Annotated in this window: 1 pseudogene; it reads right to left on the bottom strand. The window is 60.6% G+C overall.

Going from position 1 to position 538, the window contains the following annotated elements:
- Positions 1-538: pseudogene (locus tag IE294_RS50580) on the bottom strand (hypothetical protein); the annotation flags it as partial.

Raw genomic sequence — 538 nt, 5'->3', positions numbered from 1 at the left:
GGCCCCCTGCGTCAATGACAGACCCACCGTCATCGCCAGTAAGCGGGGAATCTTCCGCTCTGACACGCCCAATTCATGATGCAGGGTTTGAACCACCGCCGCCAGACGTGGCCCAATTCGGTGCGCGGTCGCGCCACACTGTCCAGCCGCCAGGTCAGGATGTTCCCCACGTACCTTCTGCCCGCACTGCGGGCAGATCATCACGGGCACGTTGTACACCGTCACCTGACCACGCATCCCAGCGGGCAACTCCGTGATGCTGGCCTTCTCGAAGTGGCTCAATTGCAGTTCACCCAAGAAATCGCAGGCCGGGCAGCGGTTCGGCACTGAGACAGTGATTTCTTCGGTGATGCTCTCTGGCACTTGACGATAGGTGAATGTCCCCTGCCCTGGTTTGCGTCCTGGGCGTTGGGGATCGGCTTTCAGCGCCTCACGGCTGTGAGGCGCGGTGTACTTCTTGCCCTGGCGCTCCAGATCCTTGATGCGCTTCTTCAGTCGCGTGTTCTCTTCGCGCAGACGAGCATTTTCTTCCCGTAAC

This window comes from Streptomyces canarius (assembly GCF_014650735.1).
GTDB classification, from domain to species: Bacteria; Actinomycetota; Actinomycetes; order Streptomycetales; family Streptomycetaceae; genus Streptomyces; species Streptomyces olivaceoviridis.
Note: the sequence above shows the minus strand (reverse complement) of the source record. Positions and strands in the feature narration are given on the sequence as shown.